Origin of the sequence: Candidatus Pelagibacter sp. (assembly GCF_052049995.1) — a bacterium.
Classification (GTDB): domain Bacteria; phylum Pseudomonadota; class Alphaproteobacteria; order Pelagibacterales; family Pelagibacteraceae; genus Pelagibacter.
Genome location: NZ_JBNGYX010000001.1, coordinates 156,867 through 174,300 on the forward strand (window position 1 = coordinate 156,867; position 17,434 = coordinate 174,300).

At 30.4% G+C, this 17,434-nt stretch carries 20 protein-coding genes; 10 read left to right on the plus strand and 10 right to left on the minus strand.

The genetic code is table 11. The annotated features are described in order from the left end of the window. The first annotated feature begins 57 nt into the window (after positions 1-57). From ACTT9Y_RS00815 to ACTT9Y_RS00830, 4 genes are read left to right on the plus strand one after another with little or no spacing between them, the layout of a single operon-like run. The gene (locus ACTT9Y_RS00815) at positions 58-1,314 is read left to right on the plus strand and encodes a sarcosine oxidase subunit beta family protein (protein WP_440932588.1); all 1,257 of its coding nucleotides are present in this window, start codon (positions 58-60) and stop codon (positions 1,312-1,314) included. Further along, positions 1,315-1,584, plus strand: coding sequence for a sarcosine oxidase subunit delta (locus tag ACTT9Y_RS00820; RefSeq protein WP_440932589.1), 270 nt, complete (start codon positions 1,315-1,317; stop codon positions 1,582-1,584). Next, positions 1,584-4,580 carry a sarcosine oxidase subunit alpha family protein gene (locus tag ACTT9Y_RS00825; RefSeq protein ID WP_440932590.1) on the plus strand — a complete coding sequence of 999 codons (2,997 nt, stop codon included), beginning with the start codon at positions 1,584-1,586 and terminating at the stop codon, positions 4,578-4,580. The genes ACTT9Y_RS00820 and ACTT9Y_RS00825 overlap by 1 nt, the downstream gene beginning before the upstream one ends. Continuing rightward, complete coding sequence (locus ACTT9Y_RS00830; RefSeq protein WP_440932591.1) at positions 4,577-5,164, plus strand: sarcosine oxidase; 588 nt, start codon at positions 4,577-4,579, stop codon at positions 5,162-5,164. The genes ACTT9Y_RS00825 and ACTT9Y_RS00830 overlap by 4 nt, the downstream gene beginning before the upstream one ends. A gap of 10 nt (positions 5,165-5,174) precedes the next feature. On the opposite strand, the gene ACTT9Y_RS00835 is transcribed toward ACTT9Y_RS00830, so the two are convergent. After that, complete coding sequence (locus ACTT9Y_RS00835) at positions 5,175-6,023, minus strand: DMT family transporter (protein WP_440932592.1); 849 nt, start codon at positions 6,021-6,023, stop codon at positions 5,175-5,177. A gap of 166 nt (positions 6,024-6,189) precedes the next feature. On the opposite strand from ACTT9Y_RS00835, the gene ACTT9Y_RS00840 reads away from it, so the two are divergent. Further along, positions 6,190-6,513 (plus strand): hypothetical protein, encoded by a 324-nt coding sequence (locus ACTT9Y_RS00840; protein ID WP_440932593.1) that lies wholly within the window; start codon positions 6,190-6,192, stop codon positions 6,511-6,513. On the opposite strand, the gene ACTT9Y_RS00845 is transcribed toward ACTT9Y_RS00840, so the two are convergent. The 6 genes from ACTT9Y_RS00845 to purE form a co-directional block, all read right to left on the minus strand. Next, entirely contained in the window at positions 6,503-6,943 is a 441-nt protein-coding gene (locus ACTT9Y_RS00845) for a hypothetical protein (RefSeq protein ID WP_440932594.1), read from the minus strand. The two genes, ACTT9Y_RS00840 and ACTT9Y_RS00845, sit on opposite strands and share 11 nt — an antisense overlap. 3 nt (positions 6,944-6,946) lie before the next feature. Beyond that, positions 6,947-7,693, minus strand: coding sequence for an aspartate/glutamate racemase family protein (locus ACTT9Y_RS00850; RefSeq protein WP_440932595.1), 747 nt, complete (start codon positions 7,691-7,693; stop codon positions 6,947-6,949). Positions 7,694-7,840: 147 nt separating this feature from the next. Beyond that, the gene (locus tag ACTT9Y_RS00855; RefSeq protein ID WP_008545539.1) at positions 7,841-8,047 is read right to left on the minus strand and encodes a cold-shock protein; all 207 of its coding nucleotides are present in this window, start codon (positions 8,045-8,047) and stop codon (positions 7,841-7,843) included. 115 nt (positions 8,048-8,162) lie between these two features. After that, positions 8,163-8,630 carry a GNAT family N-acetyltransferase gene (locus ACTT9Y_RS00860; RefSeq protein WP_440932596.1) on the minus strand — a complete coding sequence of 156 codons (468 nt, stop codon included), beginning with the start codon at positions 8,628-8,630 and terminating at the stop codon, positions 8,163-8,165. Beyond that, positions 8,631-9,677: a 5-(carboxyamino)imidazole ribonucleotide synthase gene (locus tag ACTT9Y_RS00865; protein WP_440932597.1), complete on the minus strand. Its 1,047-nt coding sequence runs from the start codon at positions 9,675-9,677 to the stop codon at positions 8,631-8,633. It abuts the gene before it with no gap. A gap of 1 nt (position 9,678) precedes the next feature. Continuing rightward, entirely contained in the window at positions 9,679-10,170 is a 492-nt protein-coding gene (purE, locus tag ACTT9Y_RS00870) for a 5-(carboxyamino)imidazole ribonucleotide mutase (protein ID WP_440932598.1), read from the minus strand. Positions 10,171-10,264: 94 nt separating this feature from the next. On the opposite strand from purE, the gene ACTT9Y_RS00875 reads away from it, so the two are divergent. The 5 genes from ACTT9Y_RS00875 to ACTT9Y_RS00895 are packed head-to-tail and all read left to right on the plus strand — an operon-like array spanning position 10,265 to position 14,154. Then, a complete protein-coding gene (locus tag ACTT9Y_RS00875) occupies positions 10,265-11,230 on the plus strand; it encodes a membrane dipeptidase (RefSeq protein WP_440932599.1) in 966 nt (321 codons plus the stop codon). 2 nt (positions 11,231-11,232) lie between these two features. Further along, the gene (locus tag ACTT9Y_RS00880; RefSeq protein ID WP_440932600.1) at positions 11,233-12,894 is read left to right on the plus strand and encodes a hypothetical protein; all 1,662 of its coding nucleotides are present in this window, start codon (positions 11,233-11,235) and stop codon (positions 12,892-12,894) included. 2 nt (positions 12,895-12,896) lie between these two features. Continuing rightward, positions 12,897-13,508, plus strand: coding sequence for a DUF3726 domain-containing protein (locus ACTT9Y_RS00885; protein ID WP_440932601.1), 612 nt, complete (start codon positions 12,897-12,899; stop codon positions 13,506-13,508). After that, complete coding sequence (locus ACTT9Y_RS00890) at positions 13,501-13,668, plus strand: hypothetical protein (protein ID WP_440907641.1); 168 nt, start codon at positions 13,501-13,503, stop codon at positions 13,666-13,668. Before ACTT9Y_RS00885 ends, ACTT9Y_RS00890 begins: the two co-directional genes overlap by 8 nt. Before the next feature lie 36 nt (positions 13,669-13,704). Continuing rightward, a complete protein-coding gene (locus ACTT9Y_RS00895; RefSeq protein WP_440932602.1) occupies positions 13,705-14,154 on the plus strand; it encodes a hypothetical protein in 450 nt (149 codons plus the stop codon). A 211-nt stretch (positions 14,155-14,365) separates the two neighbouring features. On the opposite strand, the gene ACTT9Y_RS00900 is transcribed toward ACTT9Y_RS00895, so the two are convergent. From ACTT9Y_RS00900 to ACTT9Y_RS00910, 3 genes are read right to left on the minus strand one after another with little or no spacing between them, the layout of a single operon-like run. Beyond that, positions 14,366-15,724: an aminomethyl transferase family protein gene (locus ACTT9Y_RS00900; protein ID WP_440932603.1), complete on the minus strand. Its 1,359-nt coding sequence runs from the start codon at positions 15,722-15,724 to the stop codon at positions 14,366-14,368. Next, positions 15,717-16,445, minus strand: coding sequence for a methylenetetrahydrofolate reductase (locus tag ACTT9Y_RS00905; protein ID WP_440932604.1), 729 nt, complete (start codon positions 16,443-16,445; stop codon positions 15,717-15,719). The genes ACTT9Y_RS00900 and ACTT9Y_RS00905 overlap by 8 nt, the downstream gene beginning before the upstream one ends. A 59-nt stretch (positions 16,446-16,504) precedes the next feature. Next, entirely contained in the window at positions 16,505-17,392 is an 888-nt protein-coding gene (locus ACTT9Y_RS00910) for an ABC transporter permease (RefSeq protein WP_440932605.1), read from the minus strand. Between the last annotated feature and the right edge of the window lie 42 nt (positions 17,393-17,434).

Genomic DNA, 17,434 nt, shown 5'->3' on the forward strand with positions numbered 1-17,434 from the left:
AAAAATATATATAAAAAAAATAAGCACTATTTAAATTGATTGTTATAAAATTATTAAATGCAAAAATATTCTATATTTAACCTTGTTAAAAACGCTTTTTCAAACCATGAAAATTGGGATTTAGCTTGGAAAGATCCAACACCTAAGGAAGAATACGATGTTGTAATTATTGGTGGTGGAGGCCATGGATTAGCTACCGCGTATTATCTTGCTAAAGAACATAACATTACAAAAGTTGCAATTATTGAGAAAGGATGGATTGGTGGAGGAAATGTAGGACGTAATACTACAATTATTAGATCCAATTACATGCATGACGAAAATGGTTTGTTCAGTGAGTTTGGAATGGATTTATGGAGAAAGATGAGTCAGGATCTTAACTACAATGTAATGTTTTCTCCAAGAGGAATAATTAATCTTGCGCATTCTGATGCACAAATGAATGCATACGCAAGAAGAGGAAATTCTATGAGATTAAATGGAATAGATGCTGTTCTTTTAAATAGAGAGCAAGTTAAAGAAATTATTCCAATGGCTGATTTTTCTGAAAACGTAAGATTTCCAATTTTTGGTGGTTTGATGCAACCAAGTGCAGGTACAGCAAGACATGATGCTGTTGCATGGGGTTATGCACGTCAGGCAGATTCAATGGGGGTAGATATTATTCAGAATTGTGAAGTAATTGGATTTGATGTTTCAGCAGGAAAAATAAATGGCATTAGAACTTCAAGAGGAAATATTAAAGCAAAAAAAGTTGGTTTATGTGTTGCTGGTAGCACAAATATTTTAGCAGAAAAATTAAATATGACTTTACCAATAGAAACTCATTTACTTCAAGCTTGTGTTTCTGAACCAATTAAACCAGTGTTGGATAATGTAGTCACCTTTGGTGCAGGACATTTTTATGTAAGTCAGTCAGATAAAGGTGAAATGGTAATGGGTGGAGATTTAGATGGATACAACAGTTATGCACAAAGAGGAAACCTACCAACCTTACAGCATGTATTGACAGAAGGGATTGCGATGATGCCATTTTTAAGCAAATTGAAAATGCTTAGAACTTGGGGCGGTATTATGGATATGTCAATGGACGGTTCACCAATTATTGATAAAACTCATATTGAAGGTTTGTATTTAAATTGTGGATGGTGTTATGGAGGATTTAAAGCTACACCTGCCTCAGGTTGGACATTTGCTCACACTATTGCACAAGATAGAGTTCATGAATTAAACGCTGGTTACAGTTTAAATAGATTTAGTACTGGCCACCTTATTGATGAAAAGGGACTTGGAACAAAAACCTGGATATCATAAATGCTTTACATAAATTGCCCACACTGTGGAATGAGATCTCAGAATGAATTTTCATACGGTGGTGATGCAAGTGTTAAGAGACCAGAATTAAATACAGAAATTTCTGATAAAGAGTGGGATGATTTTGTTTATAACCGAAAAAGTTTAAGAGGAAAACACTTGGAGCTTTGGCAACATATTTCTGGATGCAGGCAATGGATTAAAGTTGAGAGAGATACCGCAACTCATGAAATATTTAGAACTTTTAAAGCTGATGAGGAAGTTGTTTAATGACACAAGCTTTTAGAATTGAAAATGGGGGATTAATAAATAGAGATAAAAAATTATCTTTTAAATTTAATGGTAAAAATTACTTTGGTTATGAGGGTGACACATTAGCTTCAGCTTTGTTAGCAAATGGAGTTCATTTAGTAGGAAGAAGTTTTAAATATCACAGACCTAGAGGTTTCTTTGGAGCAGGTGTAGATGAACCTTATGCAGTTGTGCAACTTTATAGAAATGGTGAAACAGAACCTAACATTAAAGCAACAGAGCAGGAATTATTTGAAGGTTTAGAAGCAAAAAGTGTGAATTGTTGGCCAAGTGTTAATTTTGATATTGGTGCAATAAATAATTTTTTGAGAATTTTTTTACCAGCAGGTTTTTATTACAAAACTTTTATGTGGCCAAAAAGTTTTTGGTATCGAATTTATGAGCCTTTCATAAGAAAAGCAGCTGGTTTAGGTGTAGCTTCAACAAAACATGATAAAGAAAGGTATGAACATAAATACGAATATTGTGATTTATTAATTGCAGGCTCAGGACCTTCGGGATTAGCTGGTGCATATGCAGCAGCAAAAAATGGAGCTAAAGTAATTTTAGCTGAGGATAAACCAAGATTTGGTGGATCTTTATTAACTAGTGATGTCAATATTGGCAATCAATCAGGAAAAGATTGGGCTGAAGGAATAATTGCAGAACTTAAAACGATGCCAAATGTTGTTGTAAAAAATAGATCTCAAATTTTCGGATACTATGATCACAACATGCTTGTGATGTCAGAAAAAGTTAGTGATCATTTACCATCAACTAAAAAATATCATCCTAACAAAAGATTATGGTACATTCGAGCAAAAGAAGTTTTGATTTCCTCAGGATCAATTGAAAGACCAATAGTATTTGGAAATAATGATACACCAGGGGTAATGCTTTCTTCAGCAGCTAAGGAATATTTAAAAGTATATGGTGTTTTAGTTGGAAAAAAACCATTGGTATTTACAAATAATGATAGTGGATACGAAACAGCAATTGAATTTAAAAAACATGGAGTTGATCCAGTTGTTTTAGATTCAAGAAAAAATCCGGAGTCAGAAATAATTGATGAGGCAAAAAATTTAGGAATTAATGTTAAAAATTCATATGTTGTTGTTGCAGCACAAGGATACAAAAAAGTAAAATCAGCAGATATTGCAAATATTTCTGAAGACAAAAAACAACTTGGTAAAATAGAAAATATGCAATGTGATTGCATTTGCGTTTCAGGTTTTTGGACACCAACTATTCATTTAGCCTCACAATCAGGAAATAAAACAAAGTTTAAAGAAGAAATTGATGCATTTGTTCCAGGTCAATCAAAACAAAATGAAATTACTTTAGGTGCAGCAAATGGTGTATTTTCGTTAGAGGAAACTTTAAAAACGTCATTTACAGCAGGAAGTGAGTTATCAAAAAAAATTACTGAAAACGATAATAAGATAGCTATTCCAAATGTTGTTGAAAAGAAATCTTCTCAGCATGATAAGTTTTGGTGTGTTCCATTGCCAAAAGGTAAAAATTATAAAAGATTTTTAGATTTTCAAAACGATGTAGCGGTATCTGATATAGAAATAGCTTTAAGAGAAGGGTATCGATCAATTGAACACGTTAAAAGATATACCACTCTAGGAATGGCAACAGACCAAGGAAAAACAAGTAATTTAAATGGATTACAATTAGTATCCGAAATTGAAAACAAAGTTGTTCCTGCTGTAGGTCATACGACTTTTAGGCCTCCATATACTCCTGTTTCTATTGGAGCAATAGTAGGAAGAGAGGTTGGAAAACATTCAAAACCAACAAGAAAATCTCCAATGCATTCTTGGCATAAAAAAAATAATGCAGTCTTTGTTGATGCAGGTGTTTGGTTAAGACCCAGGTATTATAAAAGAGGAAATGAAAATTTATTTGAGGCCTCTAAAAGAGAGGCTAAAAATGTAAGAACAAATGTTGGAATTTGTGACGTAACAACTTTAGGAAAAATTGATGTCAAAGGTCCTGATGCAGCAGAGTTATTAAATAGAGTCTATACAAATGCATGGTTGAAGCTACCAGTTGGTAAAGCTAGATATGGTGTAATGTTAAGAGAAGATGGAATTGTAATGGATGACGGAACAACCACAAGGATTTCTGAAAATCATTATCATATGACTACGACAACAGCTCAGGCAGCAAACGTTCTTTCGCATTTAGAATATTATTTACAACTCGTTTGGCCTGAATTAAATGTGAATGTAGTTTCAACTACAGAACAGTGGGCTGGAGCAGCTATAGCTGGGCCTAAATCTCGAGATTTACTGCAAAAATTATTTCCAAACTCTGATGTATCAAATGAAGGCTTACCTTTTATGGGCTATATGGAGGGAGATTTATTTGGTGTAAAAGCAAGAATATATAGAATTTCGTTTTCAGGCGAGCTTGCTTATGAGGTAAATGTCGAGTCTAATTATGGAAATTTTATGTGGGAAAAAATAATTGAAGTTGGTGAAGAATTTAATATTCAACCATATGGAACTGAAGCATTATCAACTCTTAGAATTGAAATGGGACATGTTGCAGGATCGGAACTTGATGGTAGAACAATTCCATTCGACAACGCCTTAGAAGGTCTTGTAAGTAAAAAGAAAGATTTTATTGGAAAAAGATCATTACAAAGATCTGCATTTATAGCTGAAGATAGACAAAGAATAGTGGGCGTAGTTCCATTAGATAAACAAACAAGTATACCAGAAGGCTCTCACTTAGTTAAAGATGATAAGGCACCGTTACCAAATCCAAAATTAGGTCATATCTCTGCATCTTGTTGGAGTGTTGAATATGACAATCCTTTTTCTTTGGCAATTTTAAAAGATGGAAAAAATATGATTGGTCAAAAGCTTTTTGCGATGTCACCACTTAAAAACAAAGTAATACCAGTTGAGATAGTTTCATCACATTATGTAGATCCGAAAGGTGAAAGAGTTAGATCATGACATTAATTTCAGCTTTATCAAATGTTCATGCAAAAGGTCAATTCGGAGATTATGAAGGTAAAAACGATAATGATATACTTAAAATATCTGAAATCAAAAATATATTAATTGTTCAAATAGTTCAGTACAAAAATTCTTCAGTTTCATTTGAGGGTATTGATATTGATGGTTTAAAATTAAAAAATGAACCTTTGGTCGTAGTATTTAATGAAAATACAAGAATTATGTGGAATGGACCAAAAAACTGGCTTTTAGTTTCAATAAAAAAAGATTTAATAAAAAATGTAGAAGATAAATTTAAGGATACAGATTTTGCTGTAACAGATTTATCTCATTCTAGAGCTATTATAGAAATCGAAGGAAATAATACGATAGAAGTTTTGAAAAAAGGATGTCCTTTTAATTTTAATAAATTAAATAAAAACAATTCAATTAACTCAACTTATAATGGAATAGCTTTTACTGTAGATAGGTTGAGTGATAATCCAAATAAAGTAAGGATATTTGTGCTAAGAAGTTTTGGTGAGTCTTTATATCATTCTATCACAGATGCATCTCTAGAGTTTGGTTTTGAAACTATATAAACTTAAGGTTTCAATCTCTTGTTGCAATATAAACACCTAAAGAAGTAATTAGAAATCCAATTAAATCTAAGCTAGTTAAACTTTCATTTAAGAAAAGCCATGCCATAAAAGCAGACGTTGCTGGAATTAAAAAAAATATAGAAACAGTTTTGCTCGCTGAGTTATTTTTAATTAAAAACATTAATATTGTAAATGCACCAAATGACACCAAAAATATCTGATGGCTCATTGCAATAATAAATGTTTCTGAGAAATCAATATATGGATCAACAAATAAAATAATTATTGATAAATGAAATATACATCCTCCAATAGCTTGATTCATATTACTTACAGACAATGGTAAGTTGTTGCTTAATTTTTTTTGCCATAAAGTTGAAAAAGTAATTGCTAATAAAGCTATTATAGTTGCTATCAATCCAGTTGCTGGTATTTTAGAACCAACATCAAAACCTAATACAAGTCCTGCACCAGCAAATCCCAATAAAACACCCATCCATTGTTTTATAGATACTTTTTCATTTAAAATTGGACCACTTAATGCATTTGTGAGAACTGGTTGAAGGGTTACAATTAGCGCTGCTATTGCTGTAGGCATGCCTATTGAAATTGAGTAAAAGACACCACCAAGATAAAAACCATGAAACAAGACACCGCTAAAAAAAGATTCAAAAAAATCTCTTTTGCTTACTAGAATTTTTTGTTTTGAATAAATTGAAAATAAAAAAAAACCGAAAGCAACTAATGCAAATCTAAAAGCTAGAGCAGCAAATGGATCACTATTGTCTATGATAGGTTTAGTTGTTATGAAAGCGGAAGACCATAGCAGTATAAATATGAAAGGAAATATTTTAATCATATTGTTTAATAAACAAATAAATCAAATAAAATCAAACAAATCGGTACCTATTATGAACAAATTAGAAGTGGAAATGAAATACCAAATCACCTAAGGTTCAACCATGAAGTTTAAATTGTTTCGAATTTTATCAATTATTCTGTCTTTCCTCTTATTGACAGGCTTTGTGCCCATTCTTTCATTTGTTGGTCCAGGTGTAACTGCTCTTACTTCAGGTAATATCTATAAAGCTAGTGCACAATTTATAGTTAATCAACGTATAGAAAAAGAAACTGGAAAGAATTCTTTAGCTTTAATTAAAGAAACGTTGATCGAAGAAAGAGATATAAAAATAAAAAAAAATTCATTTGATGAAGATTTAAGACAATTAATCGAAACAAGAATTAAAATGACTAGACAAAAACTAGATAATCAAAATTTACAAAAATTGCTTAAAAAGCGAATAGAGGTTACTAGATCAATACTTAATATAAGTAATATTACTCAATAATATTAAGATATATCAAGTTTTCTTGTTTAGTTTCTTTGCACCACATTTCATAGCTTTCACAAACTCTCCACAAGTGATCAAAGGCTCTTTGTGAAATTTCTAGTGGAAAATGACTCTTGGTATAATAAAGCTTTGGAATTTTCATTAAAAATTTTACCATAGAATCTTTTTGTATTTCTAAAAGTCTTAAAGTTTCTTGATTTATTTCTTTTTTAGTTATTTGGTCAATAAATTTGTTATTCTTAAGTTCTAAAAACCATTTATCATGAAATTCTCCAGAACTTAAAATGTCATATTCCTTAGAGGTCATAAAAATTTCAAAAGCTTGTATATTATTGATTTCAGGATTTTGTTTTTTAATTTCAATTATATTTGAATAAACAAATTCAGCAGCTCTCAATACATATGGCTTTTCAGTCTTGTTAGACATAAACTAGTTTTTATGCTTAACCATAGCTGAATGAGCCAAAATTAAGTTAGGATCCAAGAAAACTTTTGAGGATTTAACATTTTTAAATGATTTAAATGCAAAAATTGCAATAGGGAGCTCTGTACAACCTAAAATGATTTTTTTACAATTCAATTTAATTAAGAAATCAATTGCAGGTTTAATTGCTTTTGCTGCTGCTTTTACATTACCCATTTTAACTAATTTAATTGCTTTATTAACTGACATTTTTTGTATTTTTTGAGATGGCTCAATTAATTGATAATCTTTTTCAAAAAATTTTTTATAAACTCCAGTTTTAAGAGTACCCTCGGTTGCTAAAAGTCCAACTTTGGAGTTTTTCTTACATTTTTTTTTTGTAAATTTGAAAACTTCTTTTGGCATATTGATAATTGGAATATTAATTTTATCCTGCAAATCATCGAACCAATAATGAGCTGTATTACAAGGTATAACTATAAATTTACATTTATTCTTTTCCAAAAGTTTACAGCCTTTAAGCAAACTCTTTAAAACTTTCTTATATTTTGCTCTACTTGTTTTATTTGTAGATTTGTCTGAAAGATTTTTAGTTTGAGAGCCAATAGACTCAGGTCTTCCAGGAATATTTGATTTATTATAAAGTATAAATAATGGATACTCTTGGTCAATTTTTCCTCTATTTAAAACTGCAAGTTTGTTACAAAAATCAAGACCTGCTTGAGTTCCCATTCCACCTAAAATTCCAATCATATTTTTGATTAATTTATTAATTTTTTATCTTAAATCTATAATTAATAATTGTGTTTAAAGATTGTTATTAAATTTAAATAAGGTATTGGCTGAATAATAAATTTATTAAAGCTAAATAAATTTTTCAGCCAATAGGAAGTTGTGAAATTATGCAGTTTTTAAGTTAACTGCTGAAGGACCTTTAGGACCATCTTCAACATCGAAAGTCAAAGCTTGACCCTCATCTAAACCGTTCATACCAGCATCTCTTACTGCTGAAACATGTACAAACACATCTTTTTCTTTATCTTCTCTTTCAATAAAACCAAAACCTTTGGTTGGATTGAACCACTTTACTTTACCTTGTAGACTCATATTTATCTTCTTACTTTTTGTTATTTAATTATTACTTATAATTAAGTAATATTGGCTTTCTTTAGATTTTATTGGGTTTTGTCAACAAAATAGATCAATAATTAAAAATAATTTTTTATATATTGTCAATAAGCATAGTTAAATAAACAGAATTAATGTCTTCTTTATAGTGTGCAAAAGGTTCGCATACTGTGAAGCCGGTTTTTTTGAAAAGTTTTCTTGCTGGTATAAAAAAATCACCTGCTCCTGTTTCAATACTTAATCTTTTTATTTTAAGCTTTTTAGCTTCATTAATTAAATGATTAATTACATTAATCCCTTTGCCTTGCATTCTAAAATTATCGTGAATTCTAATAGATTTAAACTCTCCGTGTTCTTTATCTAAAAATTTTAAAGCACCACAACCTATTAGTTTTTCATTATCCCATAAACTCCAAAATTTAATTGAAGGTACTTTTAAACCCGTAATATCTAGGACGTGAGCACTTCCCTCTGGAGAAGCGGCTCTAAGCTCAACAAAATGTTTAGTAAGAAGCTCATTAACTTCAGGATTATCAAAATTGCCTTCTATTGATTTTAACATTTATACTAAAGTTGTGATATGACCCATTTTTCTTTTTTCTTTTATATCTTTTTTTAAATAATCAAAGAAAAATTCATTTTCATTAAACTTTTGTATATTTCTATACTGAGTAATTTGATTGCCAAGCAAATTCATCATTTTAGCATTAGATATTTTTTTTAAAGGAATTTGCTCTAAACCACACACAGCTCTTACATGATTTTCAAATTGACTCACATTAAAAGCATTTATTGTTAAATGTCCTGAGTTATGTACTCTAGGTGCAATCTCATTAACATAGAGATTATCATTTCTGTCAATAAAAAATTCTACACATAAAGTTCCTACATATTTAAGCTCTTCAGCAATTAGCATTGCCCAATCTTTAGATTGGTTAAAAATCTTTTCATTAATCTCAGCAGGTATTTTTGAATATTTTAAAATTTGATCTTCGTGCAAGTTTTCTATTGGTTCATAAATTTCATATTTATTATTACTAAACCTTGTAATTATAATTGAAATCTCTTTTTTTAATTTAACAAGTTTTTCAAGAATATATCCTTTTGAAAAATCAATATTCAATGAATTAAGTTCATCGCCTGATTTAATTGGATATTGACCTTTACCATCATATCCTAGTGTTGTTGTTTTTAATATTCCTGGTAAGAAATCTTCTAAAGCATCTATGTCAGATTTTTTTTCAATTGAAACATATCTTGTTGTTCTAATATTTAAATTATTAACAAAATCTTTTTCAGCCAATCGATGTTGAATTAATCTGTTTACCGAAGGCTTTGGCAAGACAGGTTTAAATTTGTTTATTTCATTTAATGTTTCAAATGGAATATTTTCAAATTCATAGGTTACTAAATCAACTTGATTCATAAATTCTGATATTTTTTCTTTATTATCATAACTTCCTGTAACAAATTGATTGCAAAAATTTTGTGCTGGCGCATCTATATCATCACAAAAAACAACAGTTTTAACATTTAATTTTTTAGCTGCTATTGCAAGCATACTTCCAAGTTGACCACCCCCAATGATACCAAGAGTAATTTCTGACATTTTATTTTGGAGATTTCTTTACAGATTTAGTTTGTGATGTTCTAAAATTTTTGAGTTTATTTCGAACATTTAAATTATTATTAGCAATTATTGCTGCTGCTAATAAAGCAGCATTAATAGCTCCGTCCTCTCCTATAGCAAGCGTTCCTACAGGAATTCCTTTAGGCATCTGTGCAATTGATAACAAACTATCTAAACCTTTAAGTTTTTTACTTTCAACAGGAACACCAAGTACCGGTACATGTGTAAGTGCTGACACCATACCTGGAAGATGAGCAGATCCCCCAGCACCTGCAATAATTACTCCTATATTATTTTGTTCAACTTTTGCAGCATATTCATACATTCTTTGTGGTGTTCTGTGAGCAGATATAATTTTTGTTTCAAATGAAACTCCAATTTTTTTTAAGGTTTTTTCAGCTAGTTTCATTACTTTATGGTCAGATTGACTTCCCATTATGATTGAAACTTTTAATTTACTATTTTTTTTCATGAAAATTGATCAATATGTTTATTTCAAAATTAACTTAAAATTTCAATAAAATTAATAGTATTTAAAATACATATTGATTAGAGTTAAGCATACTATGAATTATAAAATCGATAATCTTCAATATTGTAATTGGTCTAGGAAAATCTTTGAGATCAATAGATCTGCTGGATTAGATGCTGTACATGTTACCATTGTCTACCATGAAGATTTTGATGAATTACAACTTGAAATTAAAAAATGGGAAAAATTATTTCAAGAAAATTCTGATTTAATTTTTCTTGGTAAAAATTTCCAAGATATTGATAAAGCTAATAAAGAAAACAAAACTGCAATATTTTTTGGTTTTCAAAACTGTTCACCAATTGAAGATGACATAAATCTTGTTGAAAAGGTTCATCAATTAGGATGTAGATTTATGCAACTTACTTATAATAATCAGTCTTTGCTAGCAACAGGTTGTTATGAAAAAGTAGATAGCGGAGTTACAAATTTTGGACGTGAGGTTATAAGAGAAATGAATAGAGTTGGCCTCGTGGTAGACATGTCACATTCTGCAGAAAAAAGTACTCTAGATGCAATCGAATTCAGTGAAAAACCAATAGCAATTACTCATGCCAATCCTTCTTTTTGGCATCCAGCTAAAAGAAATAAATCCTTAGATTTATTAAAAATTTTGAGTGATAGTGGTGGTATGTTGGGTTTATCATTATACCCTCATCACCTAAAAGATAACACAAATTGTACTCTAGATAGTTTTTGTGAAATGGTGGCAAAAACAGCTGAAATAATGGATGTAAAAAAAATAGGAATAGGATCAGATCTTTGTTTGGACCATCCAGATACTGTTGTTGAATGGATGAGAAATGGTTCTTGGTCTAAAAGTAAAAATTATGGTGAAGGTTCGAAAAATAAACCAGGTTTTCCTAAACAACCTGACTGGTTTCTTGATGCAAGAGGGTTCTCAAATATTGAAAAAGGTCTAAAAAAAGTAGGTTTTTCAGATACCGAGACACATGGAATACTTGGAAATAACTGGTACAATTTTTATAAAACTATTTAATTATGAAAGTTGAATTAAGAGACCCGAATAAGATAATGAAATTATCAAGGCTAGGATCTTTTCATCAATCAAAATTATCTTTTTTAAGAAGTTTTCTTAATGAATTTAAAGAGTGGGAATATAAAAGAGATTTATTTAATTTAAATGAAAATGGTTTTGGAGAAGCTGTTTATTCATTTAAAAAAAATAAAAGAGTTTATTCTTTAATTTGTTTTGCAAATGAAATCAAAGATGAAGAAAGATCAGACAGAGTTATTGCAACAAAATGGGATGCAGCTTTTACATTACATGATGGAGTTCCTACAAAAAAAGACATTGAAAGATTAAAAAATGAAGTTCCAAAACAAGAAGTTGGCAGACTTTCTTATAAAGAATTAACTTTATCGAGAGCAAACAAATCAGTAAGAATTTATAATCATGTAGTTGAAAGTTTGAGCAAAGGTAAGCAGCCAGATTTAAACTTATTATCAAAAGTAGGCTATTTATATAGGACTACAGCAGTATATGGCTCAGGCAAATTTGGTCTTGCAGATCGATTCAGAATTAAAAATCGTAAAGAAATTAATGGTCCATTCAGATTAGAAATGATGTTGGTTTATTTGGTAAGACAATTTACTTTTGATCAAGTTAATCATGTCGCTTATCATAAAAATCCAAAAACAGCTGTTAAGCTTGATGATAATATTTGTAAAAACTTGGGAATAGGCAATTCCACAGGCTTGGGTATGGCTCCATTTATAGTCAATCACCCGACTCTATTAAATAATTGGATTTTAAGTAGAGAAAAAGCACTTAAGAAAATTAGAGAAATCAAAGATGTAGAAAGTCAAGATAGCCATTTGTTTATAGATTGTGTAAAAAAATCGTTAAAAAACATTACAAGCTGGAATACTGATAGCGAATATCAGCAAAAAAAAATTTCTTCATTATTAAAGGATGTTGAAAAATTCTTAAATTTTATTGACAAAGATTTTAATTTTAAGAGCGAATATCCTTTTAACAAAATCTATCAATGGTTAGAGGATAATACTTGCGAGGAATGTATTGAATACATAGTGTCAATAATGATGGAACCTTATAACAATATTATTAATCCTTTGGTAAAAGAAATGAGTTCAGACGAAGAAAAATATTTTAATATTCCAACTCATAGAAAAGTTGAAGAATTGCGTAATATCATTGAAGCAAAGTATCCTAATATTCTAGATATTAATTTTGAAGAAAAAGAAAATAATAAAAACTTTTGGTTTATTTCAAAAAATAAAGAAGAACCTAGATTGGCGGATCGTTTTGAAGAACATGGATCAGAATTAGAACAACCTTTAGCAATAGCAAGAGATATAAAAAAACTTTATGACAAATTATTAGTCTCAAAAAATAGTTTAACTATTGCTGAGTTTTTAACATCAAATTCTGATTTAAGACATGTTGTAAGAAGGGCGTTCATTGTAGAAAAATTTCCTTATTCAGAAATACAAGATAATACAATTGGTAAAGATTTAATGCCAATTGATATGCTAAGACTAAAATTATCTTTTTTTGGGGCCTTAAAATTTGATCCACGATCTGACAAATGGTTAAGAATTTGTATGTTCCAAGGTGCTCCACTTCCAAATGAGTTAAAAAATTATGACGAGCACTGGGTATATAAAACTAATATTTAATAATGAAATCACTGAGTGAAATTGAAACTACTGTTAAAAGAGCTTCAAAGGCAGCAGGATATTCTTGGGGAGTTTCTGAGGAAACAGGAAAAAGTATAAGGTTGTTAGAGTTATTTAGTTTACCGGGTATTAAGTACCTTAATGAATATTTTAATGAAAAAAATAAATGTAAATTTGAAAATTTAAATTTAATTAGTGAAAATAACTTATCATCAAAAAATCCTTACTGTCCAATTACTTTAGGTGTTAGTTTTTTAGATCAAATAAATGTTTTAGAAAATTTAAAAAAAATTGAATTCAAAAATGTTGCTTATCCAATAATTTTTATTTCCTTCATAAGTCGTTCATCAGAAATTATTGGAAAAAAGATTAATGTAAAAATAGATGAAAAAAAAATGTTACTGAATTTAAATGTAAATATTATTTCAAATTTTATTGATCAAGAATTTCCAAAGATAGCGAATAAAATTGAGGTCAATCTACTTGAAAATGAAGATAACTTTACAGACGATGAATGGAATAATTTATACAAATTATCCGAAGAAACTTTTGTTGAAGAGAGTGACAGTTTAAAAGAGGGTGCGGCAGGTGCTGGTTTGACAGATAATGACTGATAAAATTGATGAAAAATATATTAATACAGATACTGAAGAATTAAATAATATTTGCGATGAATGCAAAGAGGAAGACGAAAGTGTCACTCAAAATTTAATTCTTACAGGGTTTAAATTATGTAAATCTTGTAGAGTATCTAAGACTATTTTTCCACTTTAACTGATTTGACTAACTGGAAGCATATTCATCCTACTCATGACAAATGAGATAGATAAAAATGCAATAATTAAAAAAGATAAAAGCACAATCCCAAAAGATTTAAAATTAGATTTTAAACTCAATATTTGTTTAGTTGAAATTATTAAACCTGCAAAAATCCAAAATTGGGTAAGAAAAATTATTGGTATCATTAAATCTGGCGTTACTGCAAAAAATCTTAATAAACCAGGGGCATGTGCAAATCCAACAGCTGTTAAAACTTTTTTGAATGAAACTTTGGTTTGTTTATCAGGAAATAATTTCACTCCAATTACAAAAATAAAAATCGCCCATATTAGCCAAGTAACTATTGCAGTTAGACCAGACATTGCGATAGCTGTTTTAATAATTGTATTCGCTGCTACTGCGCCAGCTATACCATCTAGGATCATTATAATCCCAGCAAAATATATTGATGCTTCTCCAAAATTTTTATTATCTGAATAAAGGGTTTTATCTAATTTGATTGACTTAAAAATTATATTTAAAAATTCAGCAAACATTAATTTTTTTTATTTTTATTTTTTTGAGCCTTATAAGATACAATTAATGGAAATATTATTAAAGCAATAGCAATGATAATGCAAACTGCTATTAGAAAACTTTTGGTCATTAGAATTGAAAAGGGGAGCTGAAATTAGCTCCCCCTTAGTAAATTTTAGCCTTTTACAACTTCTCTTGTATTTGCGTTGAAAGACTCTTTGAATGGAATATCCACAACTACAGCATCTACAGGTGTTCCTGGAGTATCTGAGTATTTTTCTGGAAGATGAACTTTAAACTTAGTTCCAATTTTATTTTTTGGAAATCCATTAAGGTTTAAAGTTCCATCAAACGGAACGTATCCCATAGCAATATTGGTTTTCTTCTCAGGATGCCACCATGGTGAAGTAAGAAATCCAACTGGATCCCCACCACTTTCTGGTGATACAAGCCAAAAGTCTGGCGCATAATCATCAATTGGTTTACCGCCCAACTCCATTCCAACTAATTGAAGTTTATATGGTCTTTTTCCAGCTTTAATATCTGCTCCCATTTTCTCTAAAGCAGCTTTACCAACATAATCAGCTTTTTTATTCCATTCACCTTTACCAGATAATGAAACTTGATAACCTAAATTACATTGAAATGGATTATGTTGTTGATCCATGTCTTGCCCCCAGGAAAGAATACCTGCTTGTATTCTTCTATGGTGTGCTGGTGCAATCACCATCAATTTATGTTTTTTTCCAGCATCTAACACTGCGTTCCACATATCTTCAGCATATAAAGTTGCATTTCTTAAATATATCTCGTAACCAGCTTCTCCTGAAAAACCAGATTGAGAAATTACACAACTTCTTCCACCAACTGTTGCTTCTGCTAATCCATAGAAAGGCATATTATCAAAATCAACTTGGTCACCGCAAAGGTCTTGCATTAAAGCTTTTGATTTAGGACCTTGAATTTGTACTGGACATGCATCTATTTCCTCAATTGTACAATTAAATTTTCCATCTGCATTTACACCTTGTAAATACATTCCAATATCAGAATCTGATAACGAAAACCAAAATTCATCTTTTGAAATTCTTAAAAGAATTGGATCGTTTAAAACTCCTCCGTAAGCATTACATAATATTACATATCTTGCTCTCATAGGAGAAATTTTTGTTGCATCTCTAGTTATAACGTAGTCAGTAAATTTTTCTGCATCTGGACCTTTAACCCTTATTTGTCTTTCAACAGCTACATTCCACATTGTAACATGGTTTACGATTGCATCGTACTCAACCATTGCTCCACCATCTTCAGGTTTTACATATCCTCTAGGATGATAAATTCTGTTGTATACAGTTGCTCTCCAACAACCTGCCTGCATTGATAAATGCCAATAAGGTGACTTTCTTACCCTTGTTGAAATTAATAATTCAACTTTAGTTGGACCACTTTGTCTTAAATTGTATGGTACCTCTCTATCAGACTGATCAACAGAAGTAACATGTTGTACTTTAGTATAGTCAAATTCCTTAGACATAACTATTCTCCTTCAACCACTTGTTAGTTTCCTTCAAGCCGCCGAATGTATAAATGTGGAAGTTATCAGTATGCGATTTTACTTTCCCAATTAAATCATTAGGGTCTTTAGGTTTCAATAAATCTAATGCCTTAGTAAAATTAGATTTAAGAAAGTTAATGGAATTTTTTGCACCTACAATATTAGCAAATTTAATTAAGCTAGATATTTTTAGTGGCCCAGTAATTCCCACATGCACTGGTACGCTTTGTTTAGAAATAAAATCTATAATAGGCTGAGGATCAAGCAACCATTGTGTTACAATGTAATCAGCGTAAGGCTTTTTATCTATCATAGCTTTTTCTAAATCTGAGTCGGATATATCAGGACTCCCCTCGGGATGTCCAGCAATTCCTATTTTCATTTTTTCAAAATAACCTGTCTCTAAAAGTTGAAATGAACTATCAAATTTACCAGTTGGCTCTCTTCCACCACCAATAATCAAGGCTTGCTTTACTCCTCCATCTTTGCATCTAGATACATAATCTTTAAGTTCTTTTTCATCATGCATTGATCTAGCAGGAAAATGAGGAACAGGATTAAATCCTTTTTTTACAAGCTCTACTGCTTTATCAGCAGTCTCTCTGTAATCGCCTCCAGGTAGCATTGTAATATATATATCTGACAATGCTGGAACAGTATCAATCTCTGTTTTAGGACCTATTTCCAATGAAAAATTCATTATCTGAATATTTATTTATTTTGATATATGTGTCTAGATAATTCGATGCAACAAAGTATCTAGTGTTTTATTTGGCCTCTATGCTTTTGGATCCTTCTTCCGTATTCTTGGGTGACCCTATCAAAGACAATTGCGAGAGCTACTATTGCTAGCCCATTCATCATACCAAGAGCCAAATATTGGTTAGAAACAGCTCTTAATATTGGTACTCCAAGACCTTTTACACCTATCATAGAAGCAATAACTACCATAGCTAGAGCCATCATTATGGTTTGGTTTACTCCAGCAAAAACAGTTGGTAAAGCTAGTGGAATTTGAACAGATTTTAATTTTTGCGCTGTGGTTGCTCCAAAAGCTTCGCTAGCCTCTAAAGTTTCTTTATCTACCTCTCTAATTCCAAGATTAGTTAATCTAATAATTGGAGGAACTGCATAGACACAAACAGCAATTAATCCTGGTACTTTACCAATTCCTAACAACATTAATATAGGTATCAAATAAACAAAACTAGGAATTGTTTGCATCATATCCAATACAGGAAGTATTGCTTTTTCTGCTCTAGAAGATCTAGCCATTACAATTCCTATTGGGATTCCAACAACAATACAAATGATTGTACAAACGGTAATAATTGCAACTGTTGCCATGCAATCTTCCCACATTCCAAAATAACCAATTAATAAGAAAGCAATTCCACTTCCTACAACTAATTTCCAACTTCTTGAACCCAACCATGCTAACCCACAAATTATACCAATGACTATTATCCATGGTGTAGACAATAATAATTTTTCTAATGATACTAAAAAAAATAATAATGGATCAAAAAATGCCTCTATACTGTCTCCATATTCTCTCGAAAAATTTCTAAAAGCTAAGTCGATACCTTTTCTTAGCTCCATTTGCGATCTTCTTCCAAGCTCTGGAAATTCAGTAAAAAATTCCATAAATAAAAAATTTGTTACGAGCCTACATTATATAGGCTCGTA